The organism is Longimicrobiaceae bacterium (genome assembly GCA_035696245.1).
In the GTDB taxonomy this organism is placed as follows: Bacteria; Gemmatimonadota; Gemmatimonadetes; order Longimicrobiales; family Longimicrobiaceae; genus DASRQW01.
In genome coordinates, this window is record DASRQW010000173.1 from 1 (window position 1) to 20,631 (window position 20,631).

Below are 20,631 nucleotides of genomic sequence, written 5' to 3' on the forward strand. Positions count from 1 at the left end.
GAGCCGGAGCCGGCCGCCGAGATCGGCGGCGACGACACGCAGGCGAGCACCGAGGTGCAGGCGCGCGCCGCGATGGAGGAGACGAACCTGTCGATGTTCGATCTCTCCCTGAGCGCGGACGAGTACGAGGGCGGGCTCTTCCTCTCGCTGGAGTACCGCACGGACCTGTGGGACGCCGACACCATCATGCGGATGGCGATCCACTACCACACGCTCCTGAACAAGGTCGCGGAAGCGCCCGACGAGCCGCTGTCGCGCATCTCGTTCCTCCACACCGAGGAGCGCCACTACGCCGTATCGCGCTTCAACGCCACGGCGGAGGATTTCGGCCCCCAGCTGCCGCTGCACGCGATGTTCGCGGCGCAGACGGCGGCTACGCCAAACGCGGAAGCGCTGAGCTTCCGCGGCGAGACGCTCACGTACGCGCAGCTCGATGCCCGCGCCAACCGGCTCGCGCGGCACCTGCGGGCCCGCGGCGTGGGCCCGGAGACGCGCGTGGGCGTGTGCGTGGACCGTTCGGTGGAGATGGCCGTCGCCGTGCTCGCCGTCCTCAAGGCGGGCGGCTGCTACGTGGCCATGGATCCCAACTATCCGGCCGACCGCCTGGCGTACATGCTGGCCGACAGCGCCGCGCCGGTGCTCGTCACCGTCTCGTCCGTCGCCGCCCATCTCCCGTCGCTCGACGCGGACGTCGTCCGCCTCGACGCGGATGCGGATGCCATTGCGGCGGAGAGCGCGGAGGCGTTCGAGCCGGGCGTGCAGCCGGAGAACCTGGCGTACGTGCTCTACACCTCCGGCTCCACCGGCCGCCCCAAGGGCGTGGCGCTGCCGCAGCGCGCGCTCGTCAACATGATCCGGTGGCAGCTCGCTCGCTGGGAAGGCCGGGCGCCCGCGCGCGTCCTCCAGTTCGCATCGCTCAGCTTCGACGTCTCGTTCCAGGAGATGCTCTCCACCTGGTGCTCCGGCGGCACGCTGGTGCTGGTGGACGACGACACCCGCCGCGACGCCGCCGCGCTCCTCCGCTACGTCGCGGACCAGCGCGTGGAGCGCATCTTCCTCCCCTTCGCCGCGCTCCAGCACCTGGCCGAGGTGGCGGACGAGACCGGCGCCGGGCCGTCCACCCTGCGCGAGGTGATCACCGCGGGCGAGCAGCTTCGCAGCACCCCGGCGCTGGTGCGCTGGGCCGAGCGCGCGGGCATCACCGTGGAGAACCAGTACGGCCCGTCCGAGAGCCACGTGGTGAGCGCGCACCTGCTGGAGGGCGAGCCGGCCGGGTGGCCCGCGCTGCCGTCCATCGGCGAACCCATCTCCAACGTGCAGCTGTACGTGCTGGACGAGTGGATGCAGCCGTCGCCGTACGGCGTGTACGGCGAGCTGTACATCGGCGGGGAGGCGCTGGCGCGCGGGTATCTGAACCGGCCGGCCATGACGGCGGAGAAGTTCGTCCCCAGCCCGTTCGGACCCGCCGGAGCGCGCCTGTACCGCACGGGAGACAGGGTCCGGCACCACCGCGACCAGCTCCACTTCCTGGGCCGCATCGACCATCAGGTCAAGGTGCGCGGCTTCCGGATCGAGCTGGGGGAGATCGAGTCCGTGCTGCAGCAGCAGCCCGGCGTGCGCGACGCCGCCGTGGTGGTGCGCGAGGACACGCCCGGCGACCGGCGCGTGGTTGCGTACGTGAGCCCCGCCGCGGGCGAGGAGCTGCGGCCGGACGCGCTGCGCGCCGCGCTCAAGGAGCGGCTGCCGGACTACATGGTCCCCTCGGCCGTCGCCGTGCTGCCCGACCTCCCGCTCTCGCCCAACGGCAAGGTGGACCGCAAGGCCCTGCCCGCGCCGGACCGCGCCGGCGAGGCGGACACGTTCGTGGCGCCGCGCACCGACACCGAGCGCGACCTCGCCGCCATCTGGGGCGAGGTGCTGAAGCTGGACCGCGTGGGCGTGCACGACAACTTCTTCGACCTGGGCGGCCACTCGCTCATCGCCACCCGCGTGGTCTCGCGCATCCGCCAGGCGATGGAGCGCGAGGTACCCGTGCGCGTGCTGTTCGAGGCGCCCACCGTGGCCGAGCTCGCCGTGCGCCTCACCGGCGAGGCCGTGGCGGACCAGCCGCAGGCCGCGCCCATCGTCCCGGCAGACCGGTCGAACGCGCTGCCGCTGTCGTTCGCGCAGGAGAGGCTCTGGTTCGTCGATCGTCTCATCCCCGGCAGCACCGCGTACAACCTTCCCCTCGTCCTCCCCGTGCCCGGTGCGGACGCGGACGTGCTGGAGCGCGTGCTCGCGGAGATCGTCCGCCGGCACGAGGCGCTGCGGACCACGTTCGCTTCGGTGGATGGACGCGTGTCGCAGGTCGTCGCCCCGGCGGGCGATTTCCGTCTCGCCGTGGAGGACGTGGAAGGCGCTTCGGAAGATGAGATGCACGCCGCCATCTCCCGCCGCGTGGCGGAGGAGATCGGGCAGCCGTTCGACCTGGAGCGCGGGCCGCTCTTCCGCGCCACGCTGCTGCGCGCGGGCGACGCCGCCGTTCTCGTCCTCGCGATGCACCACATCGTCAGCGACGGCTGGTCGATGAACGTGCTCACGGCCGAGATCAACGCGCTCTACGCCGCCTTCGCCGAGGGCCGTCCGTCGCCCCTCCCGGAGCTGGCGGTGCAGTACGCGGACTACGCCGTCTGGCAGCGCGAGCGGATGACGGGCGACGTGCTGGCGGCGGAGCTGGCGTACTGGAAGGCGCAGCTCGCCGGCGCGCCCGAGGTGCTGGAGCTTCCGGCGGACCGCCCGCGCCCGCCGGTGGAGACGTACCGCGGCGCCGTGCGCTACTTCCGCTTCCCCGCCCGCCTGGCGAACGCCCTGCGGGACGTGGCGCGGCGCGAGAACGCCACGCTCTTCATGGCCCTCCTCGCCGCGTGGGACGCGCTGCTCTCGCGCTACGCGGGCACGGACGACGTGGTGGTCGGCAGCCCCATCGCCGGGCGCAACCGCGGCGAGACGGAGCCGCTGGTGGGTTTCTTCGTCAACAACCTCGTCCTGCGCACCGACCTGTCCGGCGAGCCAAGCTTCCGCGCGCTGGTGGGCCGGGTGCGGGAGACGACGCTGGGGGCGTACGCGCACCAGGACCTGCCGTTCGAGAAGCTGGTGGAAGAGCTGAACGTGGGGCGCAGCCTCAGCCACTCGCCGCTCTTCCAGGTGCTCTTCGCGCTGCAGAACACGGCCGCCGCGGGAGATGCGGAGCCGTCCGGCGCGATGGAGGGCGACGACACCGCCGTCTCGCCGCCGGTGGAGCGTCCGTCCAAGTTCGACCTCTCGGTGGACTTCAACGAGGCGGGCGACGAGCTGGTCGGCTCCATCGAGTACAGCACCGAGCTGTTCGGCCACGACACCGCCGAGCGCATGGTGCGCCACTTCCGCCTCCTCGCGGAAGCGCTGGTGGCGGAGCCCGACGCGCCGGTCACCGCCCACACGCTGCTCTCGGAAGATGAGCGGCGGCAGGTGGTCACGGAGTGGAACGACACCGCGACGGAGTATCCGCGCGACTCCACCATCCACGCGCTCCTCGCAGAGCAGGCCGCCGCCACGCCGGACGCCGTCGCCCTCGTCGCGGGCGACGAACGCCTGACATACGCGGAGTTGGATGGCCGAGCCAACCGTCTCTCGCGTCACCTGCGCTCGCTGGGCGTGGGCGAGGGCAGCCGCGTCGCGCTGGGCGTGCCGCGCTCGGCTGAGCTCGTCGTCGCCTCCGCCGCGGTGCTCAAGGCGGGCGGCGCGTGCGTGCCGCTGGACACCGCGTATCCCGCGGACCGCCTGGCGTTCATGCTGGCGGACAGCGGCGCGTCGGCCCTCATCGTATCCGCCGGGGTGCCCGGGCCGCTGGCGTCGTTCTCCGGCACCGTCGTCTCCCTCGCGGCGGACGCGGGCCGCATCGCATCCCACGAATCCACCGGCATCTCCTCGTCCGGCGTGACGGCGGAGAGCCTGGCCTACGTGCTCTACACGTCGGGCTCCACGGGCCAGCCGAAGGGCGCCGCGATCCCGCACCGCGCCGTCGTCCGCCTCATCCGGAACACGGATTTCGCGGAGTTCGGGCCGCAGCACGTACACGCGCTCCTCGCCGCCGCCGCGTTCGACGCGACGCTGCTGGAGACGTGGGGGGCGCTGCTGAACGGCGCGCGGCTGGCCGTCTTCCCGCCGCACGCGCCGTCGCTGGAAGAGCTGGGCGCCTTCATCCGCGCGCAGGGCATCACCACGCTGTGGCTCACCGCCGGCCTCTTCCATCAGATGGTGGACGAGCGGCTGGAGGACCTGGGCGGCCTGCGCCAGCTCATCGCGGGCGGCGACGTCATCTCCGTCGCGCACGCCCGCCGCGTGATCGAGGCGCATCCGCACGTGCGGCTCATCGACGGCTACGGGCCGACGGAGAACACCACGTTCACCACATGCCGCACGGTGCGTCCGGAAGACACGGAACGCGCACGCATCCCCGTGGGCACCCCCATCGCCAACTCCACCGTCTACATCCTGGACGAGCGGATGCGGCCGGTGCCGGTGGGCGTGCCCGGCGAGCTGTACGCGGGCGGCGACGGCGTGGCGCTGGGCTACCTGGACCGCCCGGAGCTGACGGCCGAGAAGTTCGTGGCCGACCCGTTCTCGTCTTCGGGAGATGCGCGGCTGTACCGCACGGGCGACCGAGCGCGGTGGCTGCCGGGCGGCATCGTGGAGTTCATGGGCCGCATCGACCAGCAGGTGAAGATCCGCGGCTTCCGCATCGAGCCCGGCGAGGTCGAGGCCGCGCTCAAGGCGCAGCCCGGCGTCCGCGACGCCGTGGTCGCCGTGCGCGGCGAGGGCGGGGCCAAGCGCCTGGTCGCCTACGTACGCCCGGCGAGCGCGGACGCGGCTGCGCTGCGGGACGCGCTGCGCGGCTCGCTGCCGGACTACATGGTGCCCGCGGCCGTGGTGCCGATGGACGCCTTCCCACTCACGCCCAACGGCAAGGTGGACCGCCGCGCCCTGCCCGAGCCCGAGCTTTCGGGCGACGAGTTCGTGGCGCCGCGCACGCCCACCGAAGAGGTGATGGCGGGCATCTGGGCCGAGATCCTGGGCGTGGAGCGCGTGAGCGCCGCGGCGGGCTTCTTCGACCTGGGCGGGCACTCGCTGCTCGCCACGCGCGTCATCTCCCGAATCCGCCAGCTCTTCGGCGTGGAGCTGCCGCTGCGCGCCCTGTTCGAGGCGCCCACCGTGGCCGAGCTGAGCCGCCGCGTGGACGAGAGCCGCGCGGACACCGGCGCGCCGCCCATCGTCCCCGTGCCGCGGGACAAGCCGCTGCCGCTGTCGTTCGCGCAGGAGCGGCTGTGGTTCGTCGACCGCCTGGTCCCCGGCAGCAGCGCCTACAACGTCCCCGTCGTCCTCCCCGTCCCCGGCGCGGATGCCGCGACGCTGGAGCGCGTGCTGGGCGAGATCGTCCGCCGCCACGAAGCACTGCGGACTACATTCCGCGTCGTCGACGGCACGGAGGTGCAGGAGATCGCCCCCGCCGGCGGCTTCGCGCTGGCGGTGGTGGATCTGACCGGCGTCTCGGGAGATGAGAAGCACGCCCGCGCGTCCGCCGCCGTCGGTGAGGAGAGCGCGCGTCCGTTCGATCTGGAGGCAGGCCCGCTCTTCCGCGCCACCCTCGTCCGCCTCTCCGATGCGGAGCAGGTGCTGGTTCTGGTGATGCACCACATCGTCAGCGACGGCTGGTCGATGACGGTGCTCACGGACGAGATCAACGCGCTCTACGCCGCGTTCGCGGAAGGCCGCCCCAGCCCGCTTCCGGAGCTTCCGGTGCAGTACGCGGACTTCGCGGTGTGGCAGCGCGAGTGGCTGAGCGGCGAGGTGCTGGACACGCAGCTCGGCTACTGGAAGCGGCAGCTCGCCGGCGCTCCGCCCGTGCTGGAGCTTCCGGCGGACCGGCCGCGCCCGCCGGTGCAGAGCTTCCGCGGCGCCACGCAGCGCGTCGCGCTCTCGCGCGCCGCCACGGCCGCGCTGGCGGAGCTCACGCGCCGCGAGGGCGCCACGCTCTTCATGGCCCTCCTCGCCGCGTTCGACGTGCTGCTCGCGCGGTACGCGGGCACGCAGGACGTGGTGGTCGGCAGCCCCATCGCCGGCCGCAATCGCGCGGAGATCGAGGGACTGATCGGCTTCTTCGTCAACAACCTCGTCCTGCGCACCGACCTTTCCGGTGACCCGTCGTTCCGCGAGCTGGTCGGGCGGGTTCGCGAGACCACGCTGGGCGCGTACGCCCATCAGGACCTGCCGTTCGAGAAGCTGGTGGAGGAGATCGGCGTGGAGCGCAGCCTCAGCCACTCGCCCGTCTTCCAGGTCATGTTCGCCCTCCAGACCACCGGCGCCGCCCCGGTGGCTCCGCCGATGTCGGAGGATGCGGACGAAGCGACGACGTCGGCGGAGTCGGTGGATGCCGCGACGGCGTCGGACGACGCGCCGGCGCCGGGGGGGACGGCGAAGTTCGACCTGACGCTGAACCTGACGGAGACGCCCGGCGGTCTCGCCGGCGGCTTCGAATACAGCACGGACCTGTTCGACGCCGCCACCGCCCGCCGGATGGCGCGCCACTTCGCCGCGCTGGTGGAGGCCGCGGTCGCATCTCCCGACGTGCCCGTCTCGCGCCTGCCCATGCTGGCCGCGGGCGAGCGCGAGCAGGTGCTGGGCGCGTGGAACGACACGGCGCGCGGCTATGCCACGGACCTGCGCATCCACGACCTGTTCCAGGCGCAGGCCGCGCGCACGCCCGCCGCGACCGCGCTCGTCCACGGCGCGCACGCGCTCACGTACGCGCAGCTCAACGCCCGCGCGAACCAGCTCGCACGCCATCTCCAGACCCTCGGCGTGGGCCCGGAATCGCTCGTCGCCGTGTGCATGGAGCGCACGCCGGAGATGATCGTCGCGCTGCTCGCCGTGCTCAAGGCGGGCGGCGCGTACGTGCCCGTAGATGCGAACTATCCCGCGGACCGCATCGCCTACATGCTGGAGGATTCCGGCGCCGCCGTGGTCCTCACGCAGGCGTTCGTGGCCCGGCATCTCCCGCCCACCGCCGCGCCCGTCGTGAAGGTGGATGCGGACTGGCCGGAGATCGCCAAGCTGCCGGAAGGCGACCTTTCGGTGGATGTGAAGCCCGGGAACGCCGCGTACGCCATCTACACGTCGGGCTCCACCGGCCGTCCCAAGGGCGTGCAGATCGAGCACCGCAGCACCGTCACACTCCTGCACTGGCTGAAGGAGAATGTGCCGGACGACGAGCGCGCCTCGGTGCTCGGCTCCACCTCCATCTCGTTCGACGTCTCCATCGCCGAGATCTTCGGCACGCTGTGCTGGGGCGGCAAGCTCGTGCTGGTCGAGAACGCGCTGGCGCTCTCCGGCCTCCCGCCCGAGCACCGCGTCCGCCTGGCCAGCATGGTCCCCAGCGCCGCCGCCGAGCTGCTGCGCATGGGCGCGATCCCGGCCAGCATCCGCGCGCTGAACCTGGGCGGAGAGCCGCTGCCCAACGCGCTGGCGCAGGACCTCTACGCCCTGGGCCACGTCGACAAGGTCCTGAATCTCTACGGGCCCACGGAAGATACGACCTACTCCACGTTCTCCGTCGTGGACCGCGGCGGGCAGAAGGTGTACGTCGGCCGCCCCGTCGCGAACACGCAGGCGTACGTGGTCGATGCGAACCTCCAGCCCGTGCCCGTCGGCGTCCCCGGCGAGCTGTACCTGGCCGGAAGCGGCCTCGCCCGCGGCTACCTGAACCGTCCCGGGCTGACCGCCGAGCGCTTCATCCCCAACCCGTTCTCCACCGAGCCGGGCGCACGGATGTACCGCGTCGGCGACCTCGTCAGATATCTCGCTGACGGGACGATCGAGTACCTGGGCCGCCTGGACCACCAGGTGAAGATCCGCGGCTTCCGCATCGAGCTGGGCGAGGTGGAGGCCGCGCTGGCCGCCCACCCGGCGGTGGAGGACGCCGCCGTCATCGCACGCGAGGACGTGCCGGGTGACAGGCGCCTCGTCGCGTACGTGGTCGCCGGACCGGGAGCGGTGCTGGAAGTGGCCGAGCTGCGCGGCTACCTGCGCGGCGCGCTGCCGGACTACATGGTGCCGTCGGCCTTCGTGGGCCTGGCGGCGCTGCCGCTCACGCCCAACGGCAAGGTGGACCGCCGCGCCCTGCCCGCGCCCGACCACGCGGGCTCCGACGCCACGTACGTCGCCCCCCGCACCCCGGCCGAGGAGAAGATGGCCGGCGTGTGGGCCGACCTGCTGGGCGTGCAGCGCGTGGGCGTGCAGGACAACTTCTTCGAGCTGGGCGGCCACTCGCTGGTCGCCACCCGCCTCGTGTCCCGCCTGCGCGAGGCGTTCGGCGTGGAGGTGCCGCTGCGCGTGGTTTTCGAGGCGCCCACCGTCGCCGAGATGACCGCGCACGTCGCCGGGCTCTCCGCCGCGGCGGCCCAGCACCCGGCCGCGCCCAAGCTGGGCCGCGTCTCCCGCGACGCCCGCCGCCAGACGCTCGGCGCGGGCGAGGAGATGCCGTCCGCCCCCGTGCGTACCGCGCCGGCCGCCGGTCCGTCTCCGCAGCCGCGCAGCGGGCCGCCGCCGCTGTCGTTCGCGCAGGAGCGGCTCTGGTTCGTGGACCGGCTGAGCGCCGCCGGGGCCGCGTACAACATCCCGCTGATCCTGCCGTCGCGCGGGCTGGACCCGGAGATCATCCGCCGCTCCGTCGCCGAGCTGGTGGCGCGCCACGAGACGCTGCGCACCCGCTTCGGCACGTTGGACGGGCGGCCGGTGCAGGTCATCTCCGAGCCAGGCGGGTTCGAGCTTCCGGTGATCGATCTCCGCCACGTGCCCGAAGCGGAGAAGCAGGCCGCCGTGCGCCTGGCGGTGGCCGAGCAGACGCAGCCCGCGTTCGACCTGGAGCGCGGCCCCGTTTTCCGCGGCGCGCTGATCCTGGCGACGGACACGGACCACGTCCTCGCGCTGTGCATGCACCACATCGTCAGCGACGGGTGGTCCATCCGGGTGCTCACGCGCGAGCTGGACATCCTGTACCGCGCGTTCGAGAGCGGCCAGCCCAACCCGCTTCCGCCGCTTCCGCTGCAGTACGCGGACTTCGCCATCTGGCAGCGCGCCTGGCTCACGGGCGCGGAGCTGGAGCGCCAGCTCGCGTACTGGCGCGAGCACCTGGCCGGCATCCCAGAGGTGCTGGAGCTGCCGACCGACAGGCCGCGGCCGCCGGTGCAGACCTTCCCCGGCGCCTCGCGCACCGTGCTGCTGCCGCGCGCCATCAGCGAGCGGCTGGGCGCGCTGGGCCGCGAGGAGCGCGCGACGCTGTTCATGAGCCTGCTCGCCGCGTTCGGCGTGCTGCTGGGCCGCTGGTCCGGCCAGGACGACGTGGTGATCGGCAGCGCCATCGCCGGCCGCAACCGCGAGGAGATCGAGGGGCTCGTCGGCTTCTTCGTCAACAACCTCGTGCTGCGCACCGACCTTTCCGGTGACCCCACCTTCCGCGAGCTCCTCCGCCGCTCGCGCGAGGCCACGCTGGGCGCGTACGGACACCAGGACCTGCCGTTCGAGAAGCTGGTGGAAGAGGTGGGCGCCGAGCGCAGCCTGAGCCACACGCCCGTCTTCCAGGTGCTCTTCAACCTGCTCACGGACGAGACGGGCGCCACCGGCAACTACGGCGCCGAGGGCCAGGTCGTCACGCACGAAGGCGGCACCGCCAAGTACGACCTCACGCTGGGCGCGCAGGAGACGGCGCAGGGCATCACCGCCTCGCTCAACTTCAACACCGACCTCTTCGACGGCGCCACCATCGAGCGGATGCTGGGGCACTTCCAGGCCCTGCTCGCCGCCGCGACCGAGGAGCCGGACCTGCCGCTCTCGCGCCTTGGCCTCTTCGCCAAGGGCGAGCGCCGGCTGCTGCTGGAGGAGTGGAACGACACCGGGCGCGACTACCCGTCCGGCCGCATCCACGACCTGCTCGAGGCCCAGGCGCGCCGCACTCCGGACGCCCCCGCGCTCGTCTTCGGCGCGGAGGCGCTCACGTACGCGCAGCTGAACGGGCGCGCGAACCAGCTCGCCCGCCACCTTCGCACGCTCGGCGTGGGACCGGAGACGCTGGTCGCCGTCTGCATGGAGCGGACGCCGGAGATGGTCGTGGCGATGTACGCCGTGCTCAAATCGGGCGCAGCGTACGTGCCGGTCGATCCCAACTACCCGGCCGAGCGCATCGCCTACATGCTGGAGGATACCGGCGCGCCCGTCGTCCTCACCCAGGCGCGCGTGGCGGAACGTCTCCCGGCCACGCAGGCTCGCGTCGTCCGCGTGGACGCCGACTGGCACCGCATCGCCACGGAAGCGGCGGACGACCTGTCGGTAGATGTGAAGCCGGAGAACGCCGCGTACGCCATCTACACGTCGGGCTCCACGGGCAGGCCGAAGGGCGTCCACATCGAGCACCGCAGCACCGTCACGCTCCTCCACTGGCTCAAGGAGAACGTGCCGGACGAGGAGCGCGCGTCCGTCCTCGGCTCCACCTCCATCTCGTTCGACGTCTCCATCGCGGAGATCTTCGGCACGCTGTCGTGGGGTGGGAAGCTGGTGCTGGTGGAGAACGCGCTGTCGCTCGCCAATCTCCCGGCCGGCCAGGAAGTCCGCCTCGCGAGCATGGTCCCGTCCGCCGCCGCGGAGCTGCTGCGGATGGGCGGCATCCCATCCACCGTCCGCTCCTTGAACCTGGGCGGCGAGCCGCTGCCGAACGCGCTGGCGCAGGGCCTCTACGGGCTCGGTACAGTGGAGAAGGTGCTGAACTTCTACGGGCCCACGGAGGATACGACGTACTCGACGTGGTCCGTCGTGGAGAAGGACGGGCAGAAGGTCTACGTCGGCCGCCCGGTCGCGAACACGCAGGCGTACGTGGTGGATCGGAATCTCCAGCCCGTGCCCGTCGGCGTCCCCGGCGAGCTCTACCTGGCCGGAAGCGGCCTGGCGCGCGGCTACCTCAACCGTCCGGGGCTGACGGCCGAACGCTTCGTCCCCAACCCGTTCTCCGCCGAGCCGGGTGCGCGGATGTACCGCGTGGGCGACCTCGTCCGTTATCAGGCGGACGGGACCATCGAGTACCTGGGGCGCCTGGACCACCAGGTGAAGATCCGCGGCTTCCGCATCGAGACGGGCGAGATCGAGTCCGCACTCGCCGCGCACCCCACGGTAGAAACCGTGGCGGTGATCGCGCGCGAGGACGCGCCGGGCGACAAGCGGCTCGTCGCGTACCTCGTCCCCGCGGCAGATGCGGAGCTGAGCGCGACGGAGCTGCGGGCGCACCTCAAGGCGCGGCTGCCGGACTACATGGTGCCGTCCGCCTTCGTGCGCCTCACCGCGCTGCCGCTCACGCCCAACGGCAAGGTGGACCGGCGTGCCCTGCCCGCCCCGCAGGCCGCCGCCGCCACGCACGAGCACGTGCCCCCGCGCGACGACGTGGAGCGGAAGCTGGTGGAGATCTGGCAGGAGGTGCTGGGCACCAGCCCCATCGGCGTGCGCGACGGGTTCTTCGACCTGGGCGGCCACTCGCTGCTGGCCGTGCGCCTCATGACGCTCATCAAGGAGAGCTTCGGGCGCGAGATCCCGCTCACCGCGCTCTTCCAGGGCGCCACGGTGGAAGCCCTCGCCGCGCTGCTGCGCGACGAGGACGACGCAGCGCCCACCGGCCCGCTCGTGACCGTGCAGCCCAAGGGCGACAAGCCGCCCTTCTTCCTCGTCCACGGCGCCGCCGGCACCGTGCTGCGGTACGCGCCGCTGGGCCGCAGGCTGGCGCCGGACCAGCCCTTCTACGCCCTGCGCGCCGTGGGCCTCGAAGCGGGCGAGGAGCCGCCGCGCACGCTGGAGGAGATGGCCGCGGGCTACGTGGCGGCTATCCACCAGGTGCAGCCGCAGGGGCCGTATCGCGTGGGCGGCTGGTCCACCGGCTGCTCCATCGCGTACGAGGTCGCCCAGCAGCTCACCGCCGCCAAGGAGAAGGTGGAGGTGCTGGTGCTGCTGGACGGCCAGGCGCCCACCCCCGGCGCCGTGCTCGCCGAGCCGGACGAGGTCGATCTTCTCGTCTGGCTGGCGGGCGAGCTGGGCCGCCCCATCGGCGGCGACCCGGCGGTGAAGTTCACGGAGGAGCTGCGGGACCTGGAGGGCGATGCCCGCTACCTGCACGCCCTCGCTTGGGTCAACGCCGAGGGCGCCGTGCTCCCGGAGGGCGACCCGGAGCCGCTGCGGCGCTACCTTGGCGTGCTGCGCGCCAGCATCCACGCCTCGGGCAACTACCGCCCCAAGCTGTACCGTGGCCGCGTGGTGCTCATGCAGGCCCGCGAGCGCATGGTGCAGGCGCGCGACCTGGCCCTGCAGCACAACTACATCGTGAACGAGGACTACCTGGCCGGCTGGCGCAACCTGGTGGCCGGCCGGCTGGACGGCCGCATCGTGGGCGGCGACCACTACACCATGCTCGCCGAGCCCGAGGCGCAGCCACTGGCGAACCGCCTGCGCGCCGCGCTCGCGCCCCCCGCGGCACCCAAGCCGTGACGTATGGAAATTTGCGGGAAATGTATTAGATTGTCCGTCTGCCAGGCCGGGCCTGCGAGTGCGGGCCCCGCGGCGAGCCACCCAACCCACCTACGGAACGACCGATGAGCCAGAACGACCGCGAAGACACCACCATCTACCAGGTGGTGATGAACCACGAAGAGCAGTATTCCATCTGGCCGGCCGACCGCGAGCTGCCGCTGGGCTGGAACGCCGTGGGCAAGCAGGGCAGCAAGGCCGAGTGCCTGGCCTACATCGAAGAGGTGTGGACCGACATGCGCCCGCTGTCGCTGCGCAAGAAGATGGAAGAGATGCAGCAGAGCGGTCAGGCCTGATCCGCCTCGCCGCCTGATTTGCACGTGACAGACACCGTGGAGCCTGCCGGCGCCCCCGCGCTCCGGCAGGCCGCGCCCGCCGCCCGGCCGTGGCAGCTGCTGGCATTCGCCGCGCCCGAGGCCGAGATGGAAGCCGCCACCGACCGCCTCGCCGAGCACCTCCGCGCGCACCCGGACGCGGACCTCGCCGCCGTCGCGCGGGCGCTGCATGCGCGCGCGGGGGCGGGCGGGCGACGGCGCGTGCTCGTGGCCAAGGACGCGGAAGATGCCGCCGCGGCGCTCGCCGCGCGCGACCCGCAGCGCGTCTTCACCGCCGCCGAGCCGGACGGGGGCGAGCGGCCGGTCGTCTTCCTCTTCCCCGGCCTTGGCGAGCAGTACGTGGGCATGGCGCGCGGCCTGTACCGCGCCGAGCCCGCGTTCCGCGCCGAGCTGGACCGCTGCGCGGACGTGCTGCTGCCGCACCTGGGCGCCGACCTGCGCGAGGTGCTCTTCCCCGACGCGCCCGAGGCCCCGGCCGGCGGCGCGCCCGCCGGTGGCGGCATCGACCTGCGCGCCATGCTGGGGCGCATGAAGCAGCAGGGCGACGCGGCCACCCAGCGCCTCAACCGCACCGAGCTGGCGCAGCCCGCCGTCTTCGCGGTCGAGGTCGCGCTCGCGCGGCTCTGGCTGTCGTGGGGCGTGCGGCCGGTGGGGATGATCGGCCACTCGCTGGGCGAGTACGCCGCCGCCACCGTGGCCGGCGTGCTGCCGCTGGAGGGCGCGCTGGAGCTCGTCGCCCGCCGCGCGGCGATGATCGGCGAGCTGCCTGGCGGCGTGATGCTCGCCGTCCCGCTGTCGGAAGAAGATGCGCGGCCGCTGCTCTCCGGCGGCCTCGCCATCGGCGCCGTCAACGCGCCCTCGACCTGCGTCGTCTCCGGGCCGGAGGATGCGGTCGCCGCGATGGAGGCGAAGCTCGCGGAGATGCAGCTCGTCTCGCGCAGGCTCCCCACGACGCACGCCTTCCACTCGCCCATGATGGAGCCGGTGGCCCGCGCCTTCACCGAGATGGTGCGCGGGATGGAGCTGGGCGAGCCGTCGCTGCCCTTCGTCTCCAACGTCACCGGCACGTGGGTGACGGCGGACGAGGCGCGCGACCCCGGCTACTGGACGCGGCACCTCGTGGGCACCGTCCGCTTCGCCGACGGCGTGCGCGAGCTGGCGTCGGACCCGCGCCGCGTGTTCGTGGAGGTGGGGCCGGGGCAGACGCTGGGCGCCTTCGCGCGGCAGTCCGGCGCGTCGCAGCAGATCGTGCTGCCGTCGATCCGCCAGTCGTACAACAAGCAGCCCGACACCGCGTTCCTGCTGGGCTCGCTGGGCCGCCTGTGGCTCGCCGGCGTCCCCGTCGCCTGGGACGGCCTGTACCCCGGCACGCCGCCGACCCCCGCCGACCTCTCCGCCGTCTTCGCGGACTGACCGGCGCCGGTTTGGCAGATCGGGGAAACACTTCTGCCGCACCTCCGTCCGCCAACCACGACGGTGATGCGGCAGCAGCCCGCGCAGGCGGGCTTCGCGCCGTTGTAGCCCGCGGCTTTAGCCGCCTGGGCGATGCGACCCGCGACGGTTCTCCGGAACCGCGACGATGCTGATCCGCGATGCCTTCGCGCATCTCCGGAATCGCACGATGTGTGGACGATGCGACCCGCGACGATTCTCGGGACGGCGCGGATGCCCCCGGCGCACTCGCCGCAACGTCGGGGAACACGGCGATGTCAGCCGATTCATCCGCCGCGACATCTCCGGAAACCGGTTCGATGTACCGGCCGGCGGGTCGGCCGTGCATCTACAGAACGCGCTGCGGTAGATGTGCATCCGCCGCCCATCTTCGGAACCGGTCGGCCGAGGCTGTTGGAGAACTGGTGATGCGACGGAAGCCATCGCCTGGACCACATCTCCCGAAACGCAGGTCCCGCGGCCTTACGCCGCCTGAACACTTCGAATCTACGAGAGCCAAACCGATGCAGATCAAGACCGTAGGCGTCGTCGGCGCCGGGGTGATGGGCGTGGGCGTCGCGCAGGACCTGGCGCAGACCGGCCACCGCGCGATCCTGCTGGACGTGAGCCAGGAGATCCTGGACCGCGCGCGCGGCGAGATCGAGAAGGCCGTGCGCTTCCACGGCTTCTTCGCCAAGCAGAAGGGCGGCCCCAGCCAGGCCGAGGTGATGTCGCGCATCACCTTCACCACCGACTACGCGCCCTTCGCCGAGGCCGACTTCGTGATCGAGAACGCCACGGAGAAGGAGCCCATCAAGAAGACCATCTACCCCGTGCTGGACGAGGTCTGCCCGCCGCACGCCTGCTTCGCGGCCAACACCTCGTGCATCTCCATCACCCGCATCGGGTCGTGGACCGAGCGGCCGGAGAAGGTGCTGGGGATGCACTTCATGAACCCGGTGCCGCTCAAGCCGGTGGTGGAGACCATCCGCGGCCACTTCACCACGCAGGAGACGATCGACACCGCGCTGGGCATGCTCAAGCAGATGAACAAGGAGGGCATCGTCGTCAACGACCTGCCCGGCTTCGTGAGCAACCGCGTGCTGATGATCACCATCAACGAGGCGGCGTGGGAGGTGATGGACGGCGTGGCGAGCGCGGCCGACATCGACCGCATCTTCGTGACCTGCTTCGGGCACAAGATGGGGCCGCTGGCCACGGGCGACCTGATCGGGCTGGACACCATCCTGTACTCGCTGGAAGTGCTGTACGAGAGCTACAACGACTCCAAGTTCCGCCCCTGCCCGCTGCTTCGGAAGATGGTTGACGCCGGCCTGCACGGCCGGAAGAGCGGCCAGGGCTTCTTCGACTACTCCGCCCAAGGCGTGACGGCGCCGGCGGGTAAGGTGGCGGTGGGGGTTTAGCGGGCTGAAGCTGGCCCTCACCCGGCTCGTAAAACTCGCCTGCCCTCCCCCACAAGTGGGGGAAGGCACGGTCGTTAGCGTGGCTGGAGATGGGTAGGGGTCGAGGTTTCCTCTGCGCTGCTGACACGCTTGCGACTCGCGCTGCGCGCTGCGGGAGGGTGGGTCGAGTGACACCGGCGCAGCCTGCGAGGACTCTCGTCCGCAGGACGACCGCAGTTCATAGCCGGGGGTTTCATACCCCCGGCGCGTCCGCGTAGATGCGCGACGATGGTCCGGCAGCTGCCCGCGCAGGCGGGCTTCGCGCCGGTGTAGCCCGCGGCTTTAGCCGCCAGGGCGATGCCGCTGGCGACGCAACCCTCGCCTCGCGAAGTCTGCCGTTCGCTGTTCGCCGTCGCCCCCCCAGCTGTTGTTGCTGCGGGTTCAACCGCTTCACCACCATCACCAACTCGATCCAGCCGATGCAACCCACCGCGCAGTCCCCAGCCGTCCTCGACGGGCCCGCAGACGCCGAGCCCGGCCTCCGCATGGGGCTGAGCGCGGCGCAGGAGGCGGCGCGGGCGGAGTTCGCCGCGTTCGTCGACCGCGAGATCGCGCCGTTCGCGGGCGAGTGGGACCGCGCGTCCGCCACCCCGCCCGAAGTGGTCCGCAAGGTCGCCGAGGCGGGCTACCTCGGCGCGCTGCTGCCGGAGTCCGTGGGCGGCGCGGGAATGGACGCGGTCACGTTCACGCTGCTCAACGAGGAGCTGGGCCGCGGCTGCTCGTCCATCCGCTCGCTGCTCACGGTGCACAGCATGTGCTCCGCCGCGGTGCTGAAGTGGGGCTCGCGCGACCTCAAGGAGCGCTGGCTGGGCCCGCTCGCGCGCGGCGAGGTGATCGGCTGCTTCGGGCTCAGCGAGCCGGACGTGGGCAGCGACGCATCTGCCGTGGAGACCACGGCCACGCTGGACGGCGACGAGTACGTGCTGAACGGCCGGAAGAAGTGGACGACGTACGGCCAGATCGGCGGCCTGTACCTCATCTTCGCCAAGAGCGACGGCAAGCCGGTCGCCTTCGTGGTCGAGCGCGACGCCCCGGGCTTCAGCGTCACGCCGCTGCACGGCATCACCGGCACGCGCGCGTCCATGCTGGCCGAGCTGCACATGGACGATTGCCGCGTGCCCAAGGCGAACCGCCTGGCCGGCCCCGGCTTCGGCCTGGCGGTCGCCATCGCCACGCTGGAAGTCGGCCGCCTGAGCGTGGCCGCGGGCAGCGTAGGCATCGTGCGCGCGTGCCTGGACGCGTCGCTGGCGTACGCGAGCCAGCGGCGGCAGTTCGGCGTGCCCATCAAGGACCACCAGCTCGTGCAGCGCATGGTCACCGACATCGCCACCGAGTGGCGTGCCGCACGCCTGCTCTGCCTGCGCGCCGCCTGGCTGCGCGACCAGGGCGACCCCGGCGCGGCCGCGGAGATCTTCGTCGCCAAGTACTTCTCCAGCACCGCGGCCACACGCGCCGCGCTCAGCGCCGTGCAGATCCACGGCGCCAACGGTTGCACCGAGGACTACCCGGTGGAGCGCTACCTCCGCGACTCCCGCGTCATGGAGATCATCGAGGGCAGCACGCAGATCCAGCAGACCACCATCGGCACGCAGGAGTTCCAGGCCTTCGCCCAGGGCCGCGGGTAGACACGCCTGGAGCGCCCGGCCTCGGACCGCCGGGCACGATCGTCGGTAGAGCGGCCCCGCAGGTGAACCTCTGTCGAAAGGCGGGCACCATGGCGAAGCTGAAGCTCCAGATCGAAGACCTGTACGTCGACTCGTTCCATACGGGGCCGGACATGCTCCGCCGGGGAACGGTTCACGGTGGAAGCGACGTGTTCGACATGTATGTCAGTCACGCCTGGCCGCCCATCGAAAGCCGCGTCCGCTCGTGCAATGCCACGGAATGCGACGCGACCTGCATCCGCTCGTGCGAGGGCTCGTGCGCCACGTGCGAAGGCACCTGCTACGATCCCACGTGCGGGCCGTCGTCACCGCACGTCTGCTGCTGAGGCGGCGGACTTCCGGCGCGACGCGGTCGATCCGGCGAGCCTTCGATATCTTCATCCCGCCGCCGCGCCAACGCTCGGCGGCGGTCTCCGTCCCACCCGCACCGCGGGCCAACCCGGCAGTGGAATGAACAGAAGCGCGCTGAACTCGTGGGTCACCTTTCCGCGCCCCAACCCCCAGGCGCGGCTGCGGCTGTTCTGCTTCCCGTACGCGGGCGGCGGCGCCTCGGTCTTCTTCGGCTGGCCCGCGCTGCTGCCGCCGGACGTGGAGGTGTGCGCTGTGCAGCCGCCCGGCCGCGAAGGCCGCCTGGTGGAGAAGCCGTACAGCGACATGCTGGAGCTGGTGGAGCGCATGGGGCCCGAGCTTCTGCCGTACATGGACAAGCCGTTCGCCTTCGCCGGCCACAGCAACGGCGCGGTGATGGCCTTCGAGCTCACCCGCAAGCTGCGCCGCGAAGGCCGCACGCTGCCGCTGCACCTGTTCGTCACGGGCCGGCCGGCGCCGCAGCTCCCGAATCGCCATCCGCCCATCCACGACCTTCCCGAGCCGCGGTTCATCGAGGAGCTTCGGCGCCTGCAGGGCACGCCCGAAGAGGTCCTGCAGAACCGCGAGATCATGGAGTTGATCACCCCCCTGCTCCGCGCGGACTTCTCGCTGGCGGAGACGTACAAGTACAGCCCGGAGCCGGCGCTGGACGTGCCGCTTTCGGCCTACGGCGGCATCGGCGACGCGGACGTGCGCCCGGACGAGGTGGAGCCCTGGGGCGAGCAGACCGGCGCGGCGTTCACCTTCCGCACCTTCCCTGGCGACCATTTCTTCATCAACACCCAGCGGCAGATGGTGCTGGAGCAGATGTCGGCCGAGCTGCGCGGCGTCACTGCCCGGCTGGCACGCGGTGCCGCGGCGCATGGCTTCTGAGCACGGCTGGGACGGCGCGCCGGCGGACCTGGCTCTCGCCGGCGGCGACGTCCACGTCTGGCGCGCCTCGCTGGAGCCGCCCGCGCCCGAGCTGGCGCGCCTCGCCGCCACGCTCGCGGAAGACGAGCAGGTGCGGGCGGCGCGGTTCCGCTTCCCCGTGCACCGCGACCGCTACGTCGCCGGCCGCGGCATCCTGCGCGTGCTCCTGGGCCGCTACCTGGGCATCCGCCCGCGCGAGGTGCGCCTGACGTACACCGCGCACGGAAAGCCCGCCCTGGCCGATCAAGGCGGGGCGGGCGGGCTGTGCTTCAACGTGTCCAACACCGAGGCGCTGGGGCTCTACGCCTTCGCGCGCGGGCGCCACCTGGGCGTGGACGTGGAGCACGTGCGCCCCATGCCCGACGGCGTCGCAATCGCCCGCCGCTTCTTCTCCGCGCCGGAGAACGAGGTCTTCGCCGCGCTGCCTGAAGAAGGGCGCGAGCTGGCGTTCTTCACCTGCTGGACGCGCAAGGAAGCGTACATCAAGGCCGTCGGCGAGGGCCTGTCGATGCCGCTGGACCGCTTCGACGTCACCCTCGTCCCCGGCGACCCCGCGCGCCTCCTCGCCACGCGCCCGGATGCGTCGGAGGCCGCCCGCTGGGTACTCCACGAGCTGCACCCCGGCGCCGGGTTCGTCGGCGCTCTCATGGTGGAGGGCAGCGGCTGCGCCATCTCCTGCTACGACTGGCCGGGAGATGCGCTCACGTCCGCATCCCCCGCGTTCGAGAACGCCGCACGCTGACGCCGCATCGGCTGTACGGCAGGCGGTAGATGCACGGCTCTACATCTCCTTGTCGAATTGGGAGATGTGCGGAAGCCGGGATTTTCGGTAGATGCGCGGAATTCCGCTTTCCGACCGCGCAGCTCATCGCGCGCGGACGTGGAACGGAAGTTGACGTGCCTTGGAAGGCTGTAGCGGAGGCTCGGTAGATGCGCGGCGTGTGGCGACGGACGTCAGGAACCGACGCGCTGGCCTCGGCGGCGCTCCTTGCCCCACATGCGCAGGTCGGTGAGCTCTTCCAGGAACGTCCGCGACGCCCGGACGAACGCACCTTCCCGCCGTAACGTAGTGGGGATGGTGCCCAGGAAGTCCTGCATCGCCCGCCGCAGGCTGCTGTCGGACGCATAGCTGCACGCGTAGGCCACGCTCAGCACCGTCCGCCCCGGGTCGTCCAGCAGCGACGCGGCCTGGAGGATGCGCATCCACGCCATCAGCCTGCGGGGCGGGGGAAGGCCGGCGCGCTCGGCCCAGCGCAGCACCGTGCGCTCGGAGAGGTGGAGGGCGCGCGCCAGGTCCTTGCCGCGCCCGCCCATGGAGACGACCTCGGCCGCCGTCATCAGCAGCATGCGCGCCTTGCCCGAGGTGGACGGCGGGAGCGAGCGCTCCAGCAGGTTCTGCAGGGGCCGGCCCTGCGCCGCCCGCAGCCGCCGTGCGATCGACTCGGAGGTGTCGTCCTCCTCGAGCGAGATGATGTCGGTCACGCCCCACTCGCCCAGCGTGCGCAGGTCGTGCGACCGGCCGGGGCGGATCTGGAGGGCGGCGAGCACGGTGGCGGAGGGGAACTCCCAGAGCAGGGCGCGCAGCTCGGGCGAGAGCTGCCCGTCGCGGTGCGTGCCCTCGTACGGGTCCACGATCAGGAGGGCGGCGGGGGGCGCGTCGGTGACCGCCTGGCGCAGCGCTTCCCACCCCGGAACGAAGCGGCAGCGGTAGGCTTTTCCGCCCACCCGCCTGACCCGCTCCCGAAACGGCGCGTTTTGGTGCAGCACATAGAGCGGACGGGGAACTGCGGGCATGACGTGTCTGGAATTATATGGCTACTGCGCGAC

At 72.1% G+C, this 20,631-nt stretch carries 9 protein-coding genes; 8 read left to right on the forward strand and 1 reads right to left on the reverse strand.

Features of this window, described 5'->3' with window-relative positions:
• The first annotated feature begins 54 nt into the window (after nucleotides 1-54).
• From VFE05_08090 to VFE05_08125, 8 genes are all read left to right on the forward strand, one after another.
• Nucleotides 55-12,591, forward strand: a complete 12,537-nt coding sequence (locus tag VFE05_08090; GenBank protein ID HET6230013.1) for an amino acid adenylation domain-containing protein — start codon at nucleotides 55-57, stop codon at nucleotides 12,589-12,591.
• 104 nt (nucleotides 12,592-12,695) lie between these two features.
• The gene (locus tag VFE05_08095) at nucleotides 12,696-12,926 is read left to right on the forward strand and encodes an MbtH family protein (protein ID HET6230014.1); all 231 of its coding nucleotides are present in this window, start codon (nucleotides 12,696-12,698) and stop codon (nucleotides 12,924-12,926) included.
• Between the two features lie 24 nt (nucleotides 12,927-12,950).
• Nucleotides 12,951-14,378, forward strand: a complete 1,428-nt coding sequence (locus VFE05_08100; protein HET6230015.1) for an acyltransferase domain-containing protein — start codon at nucleotides 12,951-12,953, stop codon at nucleotides 14,376-14,378.
• Between the two features lie 542 nt (nucleotides 14,379-14,920).
• Nucleotides 14,921-15,820 (forward strand): 3-hydroxyacyl-CoA dehydrogenase family protein, encoded by a 900-nt coding sequence (locus tag VFE05_08105; GenBank protein ID HET6230016.1) that lies wholly within the window; start codon nucleotides 14,921-14,923, stop codon nucleotides 15,818-15,820.
• A gap of 458 nt (nucleotides 15,821-16,278) precedes the next feature.
• A complete protein-coding gene (locus VFE05_08110) occupies nucleotides 16,279-17,484 on the forward strand; it encodes an acyl-CoA dehydrogenase family protein (GenBank protein HET6230017.1) in 1,206 nt (401 codons plus the stop codon).
• A gap of 89 nt (nucleotides 17,485-17,573) precedes the next feature.
• A complete protein-coding gene (locus tag VFE05_08115; protein ID HET6230018.1) occupies nucleotides 17,574-17,849 on the forward strand; it encodes a hypothetical protein in 276 nt (91 codons plus the stop codon).
• A 124-nt stretch (nucleotides 17,850-17,973) separates the two neighbouring features.
• Nucleotides 17,974-18,765 carry a thioesterase domain-containing protein gene (locus tag VFE05_08120; GenBank protein ID HET6230019.1) on the forward strand — a complete coding sequence of 264 codons (792 nt, stop codon included), beginning with the start codon at nucleotides 17,974-17,976 and terminating at the stop codon, nucleotides 18,763-18,765.
• Complete coding sequence (locus tag VFE05_08125) at nucleotides 18,755-19,546, forward strand: 4'-phosphopantetheinyl transferase superfamily protein (GenBank protein HET6230020.1); 792 nt, start codon at nucleotides 18,755-18,757, stop codon at nucleotides 19,544-19,546. The genes VFE05_08120 and VFE05_08125 overlap by 11 nt, the downstream gene beginning before the upstream one ends.
• A 212-nt stretch (nucleotides 19,547-19,758) precedes the next feature.
• Here the strand turns inward: VFE05_08125 and VFE05_08130 are convergent, their stop codons facing one another.
• The gene (locus VFE05_08130; GenBank protein HET6230021.1) at nucleotides 19,759-20,529 is read right to left on the reverse strand and encodes a helix-turn-helix domain-containing protein; all 771 of its coding nucleotides are present in this window, start codon (nucleotides 20,527-20,529) and stop codon (nucleotides 19,759-19,761) included.
• Nucleotides 20,530-20,631 lie beyond the last annotated feature (102 nt).

Excerpts from the sequence above, each read along its gene's own strand:
- VFE05_08095 (HET6230014.1), top strand. The coding sequence starts at position 12,696 with ATGAGCCAGAACGACCGCGAAGACACCACCATCTACCAGGTGGTGATG.
- VFE05_08105 (HET6230016.1), top strand. The coding sequence starts at position 14,921 with ATGCAGATCAAGACCGTAGGCGTCGTCGGCGCCGGGGTGATGGGCGTG.
- VFE05_08110 (HET6230017.1), top strand. The coding sequence starts at position 16,279 with ATGCAACCCACCGCGCAGTCCCCAGCCGTCCTCGACGGGCCCGCAGAC.
- VFE05_08115 (HET6230018.1), top strand. The coding sequence starts at position 17,574 with ATGGCGAAGCTGAAGCTCCAGATCGAAGACCTGTACGTCGACTCGTTC.
- VFE05_08120 (HET6230019.1), top strand. The coding sequence starts at position 17,974 with ATGAACAGAAGCGCGCTGAACTCGTGGGTCACCTTTCCGCGCCCCAAC.
- VFE05_08125 (HET6230020.1), top strand. The coding sequence starts at position 18,755 with ATGGCTTCTGAGCACGGCTGGGACGGCGCGCCGGCGGACCTGGCTCTC.